General features: G+C 38.9%; 5 protein-coding genes. 1 reads left to right on the top strand and 4 read right to left on the bottom strand.

What is annotated here, in order from left to right; genetic code table 11:
- Window positions 1–37: 37 nt before the first annotated feature.
- The 3 genes from HRT50_RS17905 to HRT50_RS17895 all read right to left on the bottom strand — a co-directional run bounded on the left by HRT50_RS17905 (window position 38) and on the right by HRT50_RS17895 (window position 1,824).
- Window positions 38–808 carry a 1-acyl-sn-glycerol-3-phosphate acyltransferase gene (locus HRT50_RS17905; RefSeq protein WP_291617025.1) on the bottom strand — a complete coding sequence of 257 codons (771 nt, stop codon included), beginning with the start codon at window positions 806–808 and terminating at the stop codon, window positions 38–40.
- Window positions 799–1,530, bottom strand: a complete 732-nt coding sequence (locus HRT50_RS17900) for a beta-ketoacyl synthase chain length factor (RefSeq protein ID WP_291617023.1) — start codon at window positions 1,528–1,530, stop codon at window positions 799–801. Before HRT50_RS17900 ends, HRT50_RS17905 begins: the two co-directional genes overlap by 10 nt.
- Before the next feature lie 168 nt (window positions 1,531–1,698).
- Window positions 1,699–1,824, bottom strand: coding sequence for a hypothetical protein (locus tag HRT50_RS17895; protein WP_291617021.1), 126 nt, complete (start codon window positions 1,822–1,824; stop codon window positions 1,699–1,701).
- Window positions 1,825–1,908: 84 nt separating this feature from the next.
- Between HRT50_RS17895 and HRT50_RS17890 the strand changes: the two genes are divergently transcribed.
- Entirely contained in the window at window positions 1,909–2,328 is a 420-nt protein-coding gene (locus tag HRT50_RS17890; RefSeq protein WP_291617019.1) for a VOC family protein, read from the top strand.
- 140 nt (window positions 2,329–2,468) lie between these two features.
- Here the strand turns inward: HRT50_RS17890 and HRT50_RS17885 are convergent, their stop codons facing one another.
- Window positions 2,469–4,538, bottom strand: a complete 2,070-nt coding sequence (locus HRT50_RS17885) for a fused MFS/spermidine synthase (RefSeq protein WP_291617017.1) — start codon at window positions 4,536–4,538, stop codon at window positions 2,469–2,471.
- Between the last annotated feature and the right edge of the window lie 163 nt (window positions 4,539–4,701).

Here is a 4,701-nt window from a genome sequence, read left to right as displayed (position 1 = left end):
CGTTACAATAATTAATGATTTTAATGTTGCTTTAAGATCAGTCATTAAGTTTTAGTTCCTTACAAAAATACTGCTGTGTTGCTCGAGTCAATGCACGCACGGCTAAAGAGGGGTTTTGCTCATCAAAATGCGCACTGTTATCAATTGTTGCTTTAGCTGTCAAAGTGATAACAAACTTTTTATCCGGCACATCATACCACGATTTATTTTTAGTTAATGTACTTGGCTGTACTGAAATGAATATCGGTTGATAATTTGCTTGGCAGCGCACAGCGATATTCGCAGCCCCTCTTTTAAAGTGCAGAGGTTGGCCAATTTCGCTACGGGTACCTTCAGGGAAAACCACAATATTACAGCCCGAAGCCAAGCTTTTTTTGCAATCAATAAAGAGTTGCTCAGCGCTTTTATTGTCAATGTAGCCCACTCGTTTTACTACCCCCCGTAAAAAGGGATTAGTAAATAATGATGACTTCACTACACAATCGGCATTAGGTAGGTAGGCAATAATTAGAATGACATCAATAAGTGATGGGTGATTAGCAATTACCACATGCTCGCGTAAATTTTCCAGCTGGGTAAAGTTTTCTAATTTCACGCTGAGTACACCAAAGAATTTCATCATAAAAACAAAGAATCGAAAAGCTCTATGAATGGTATAGCGCGCAACTTTACTGCGCTTGCTTTTATCCTTGATAAATAACGTTTGTAGCGGAAATATAATCGAAGAAATAAATAGCGCGCCTAAGCCAAAGCTAACAAAGCACAGGCCAGTGGCAAACAAGCGCCAATAATAATTCGCTAGCTGCATGACTTAAAGTCCAGTGAGATCAAATAGTTGCCACTTGCTATTGTTTGATTGTTTTTGCTGTAAAAATGTCGAATGAAGCTCAACTCTGCTGGCGAGGTATTTTCACTGTCTGCTTTAGCGTTATTTAAGGCAATATCAATAGCGGCCAAATTATGATTTTCTCTTTTACTCGAGAGGATCATAGTGATGCAACGAGCGGGTTTTTCCTGCTCAAATTGTCGATATTCCTCGGGTACATCTAAGTCACAATAACTATAAATAACCTGGGTATTCGTTTGCTGACACTGCATGCTAGCTTCAATAAGACCTTCAAAAAAAGTGTTAGCTCCGGCGCTTATGGTAGTAGTTGCCGCAGTATTATTGGTTGCTATGCTAAATAATCCCGAGGTGGCGTTATGGACTGACAAGGCGAATTTGGTCGGTGATAAGTCTTCACCTAAGGCCGCATCTTTAATTAACGTGATTGTTTTGGCTAAATCACCATGCTGAGAAGCAAATATTAAGGGTAAGTTTTGGCTTAATGCTGCTGGAATATCCAAACAATGTAGAGCAATCTTACTAAATGGGCTTAATCGTCTTAATTGCCCCTTAGGATAATACTGAGGCTTGGGAATGATAAAGTCTTCTGCTAGCTTTAATTCGTTATTCGCCCATGAAGTTAGCGATAAGCTATTATCTAGCCCTTGTAGCCATACATTAATATTGTTTATATAAACTTTCATTATTATTTCGTAGTAACTACTTGTCTTAGATCGTTTTTATTTTATTACCGGGCACTTTACCAAAATGCTATTTAGTCTACAAACTTGTTTGCCGAGATAATGACAATAACAACAGAAAATAAGACCAATAATATTTGATTCCTTATATGTAAATGATCTTAAAAAAGCCTATTGTAGAGTAAAAGTACCAGCACTGTCACTGGCAAGAGCAGGGGTTATTTCATCATTTTTATTGGCTTTCATTTTAAATGCCAACTCACCACTGTGATAGTATAACTGAAAGGTCGAAGACATATTGCCGCCCTGCCTTCTTATTCAAGTTAACCAACTTGACCAACTTAATTTAACTTAACCTTCTTTTAGCAAGTAGAGAGCCTTATGAAATTTTTACATACCATGGTACGCGTTAGAGATTTAGACAAATCCCTTGATTTTTATATCGATAAACTGGGTTTGATTGAGACTAGAAGAACTGAAGTAGCCGCGGGTAAATTTACCTTAGTGTACTTAGCCACTGAAATTGGCGGCCCTGAAGTTGAACTAACTTACAACTGGGGCTCTACCGAAGAATACTCTGCCGGACGTAGTTTCGGCCACTTAGCTTTTGAAGTTGATGACATTTATCAAACATGTCAAAAATTACAAGACGCAGGCATAACGATTAATAGACCGCCACGTTGTGGTCACATGGCCTTTGTTAACTCCCCTGATGGTATCGCTATCGAATTATTACAAAAAAATGGCTCTCTAGCCCCCCTAGAGCCGTGGTTAAGTATGGAAAACACCGGCAGTTGGTAATAGCTCATAAGTAATAAGTAAGATAAAAACCTTTATCTTACTTATTATACTACTGCGTACCTCTGCTATTACTTGGACCCTTTACCAATCAAGATGAATGTTGCAGAGTGCTTGAGCACTTTGAATGGTAACGGGTAAAGCTACTTTAATACTGACATTAAACTGCTGTGCGAATCGGTCCATAATACCTTGTTAGCTTCATCATCAGGCCAATCGCTTTGATATGCTCTAACAAGAACATCACTCATCAATTGCTCATTTCTACTTAACCAAACCCATTGAGTATCATGCTCATGTGCCTGCTCAGCGCTGGTATGAAAGTATCGGATAGCCATCTGTTGATCTGCTGCTAAGCCACGCATTAAAGGTAGTAAATTTAAGTGACTGTTCGAGACATGAATGACAATAACGCCATAATCACTCATATTTTTTAAGTAAAGAGCGATCGCTTCTTGGGTCAATAAATGTTGTGGAATACTGTCACCCGAAAAAGCATCGACTACTAACAGATCGAAAAGCGGTCTTGCTTCACCTACTGTCTCTTGCGTTAATGAAACACGCGCATCACCAAGCAGTAAGTTGATCTCTGCCGCAGAGTCATCTAAGTAAGTAAAATAGCTTGTTGCTGCCTCAATCACTGCCGGATTTAATTCATAAAAGGTAAAGTTATCTCCCTTTTTACCATAGGCTGCCAACGTCCCTGCGCCTAAACCGACAAAGCCAACATTGACAGAGCTAGCTGATTTTAATGTTAACTGTTTATAATGGCGCATTTGTGCAAAAGCGAGCGCTACACCTGTTTCTTTACGGTAATAGCTTAAAGGAGTATAACGCTTACTTTCTTGTTGAGACTGAGTGCCATGAGATGTACTGCCATCAATTAATCGGCGTTCAACTTCATTACCCACCTTGATATCTTTAACACTTAAAATTCCATAGAAATTACGTTCGCTATGAATGTCATTCTTTATAAATAATTGATTGAAATAGACAAACAGCACCGATAGTAAAACAAAAGCGGTCAAACTGAGCGGCAATAACCATTTATTCTGGCAGCGCAACACCCAGCATGAACAAGCAAAAAGTAAAAATAGCATTAACACCGCAAGAGGGAATTCTAAGAATTGGTCAAATATATTCTGCGCAACAAAGGCAACAAAGGCACTGCCTAAAAAGCCGCCTAATGACAGTACTAAATAGAATAGGGTTAAGCCATTAGCGCCCGGTTTTAATCGCGCCAATTCACCATGGCAGATCATACAAGCGGTAAATAAAATACAAGAATAAATGACCAGCTGCGAAATAATGTCAAATTTCGAGCCAATGAAAAACATAAAAATTGCTAATACCGCAGTCAAACTGAATAAAGCAAACCAATAAGAACGAACATACCATTTAGGACTATGAAAGCTGATGATAAAGGTTAGCAAATACAGGCAAAGTGGTAGTATCCATAAAAAGGGTACCGGCGGAATATTCTGGGTCATAGCATTAGTTGTTGAGACCAATAAGATTACACCTAAGCCCGACAGCCCTGCCCACAACGCTAAATACACCTTACTGATACTGTCATTATTATTTAGCTCACTCGTCATCATAACAACGTCAAGTTCTGGACTAGAAAGTTGTCCATAAACTCTTTTCATCACCAAGATAAAAAGCATCACATAAATAGCGTAGATAACTGACCATAATAGCGATTGGTTCGCAGAGGTAAGTAAAGGCTCAAAGACAAAAGGAAAACTCAATAACGCTAGCAATGAAGCAAAATTAGACAAGGAGTACAGTTTGTAAGGTAGCCTTTCCTTATCAACAAAAGTTAACCAGCGCTGAACCAAAGGTCCGGTACTTGCCAGTAAAAAATAAGGGAAACCTACGGCAAGTACCAACTGGATCAAAATGGAGGCAAGGGGTGACTCTGTTAATAGGTTATTTTCACTGCTGATACTTTGAGATAAGCCAATGGGCAAGACCAGTAAACTCGCCAGCAGCAAAGTGGTGTGCAGTACAAACTGTGTTTTAACTACTTTTAATTTGCTGAGTTTATGGGCATAGAAGTAACCAAGTAATAAAAATGCTTGAAAGAATAGCAAGCAAGCCGTCCATACCGCTGCGCCGCCACCATAGTAAGGTAAAATTACTTTGGCTATTAAGGGTTGCACTTGAAACAATAAAAAGGCACCGACAAAAATCAGTGATAAAAAAAGCATAAAGACTCTAAAGACATTGGTTAAAAATTATGACGCGAATGGTAACTAAGATGACTGAAAAAGTATATTGTGCTCAGCATTTATCTCACGGCTAGCGCATTTTAATCCCAGACTCTAGCAGGGTTGAGCGATAATTATCGTCTAGCCCTGCCATTTTCTTTTT

The organism is Colwellia sp. (assembly GCF_013215345.1).
Lineage (GTDB): Bacteria > Pseudomonadota > Gammaproteobacteria > Enterobacterales > Alteromonadaceae > Colwellia.
Note: the sequence above shows the minus strand (reverse complement) of the source record. Positions and strands in the feature narration are given on the sequence as shown.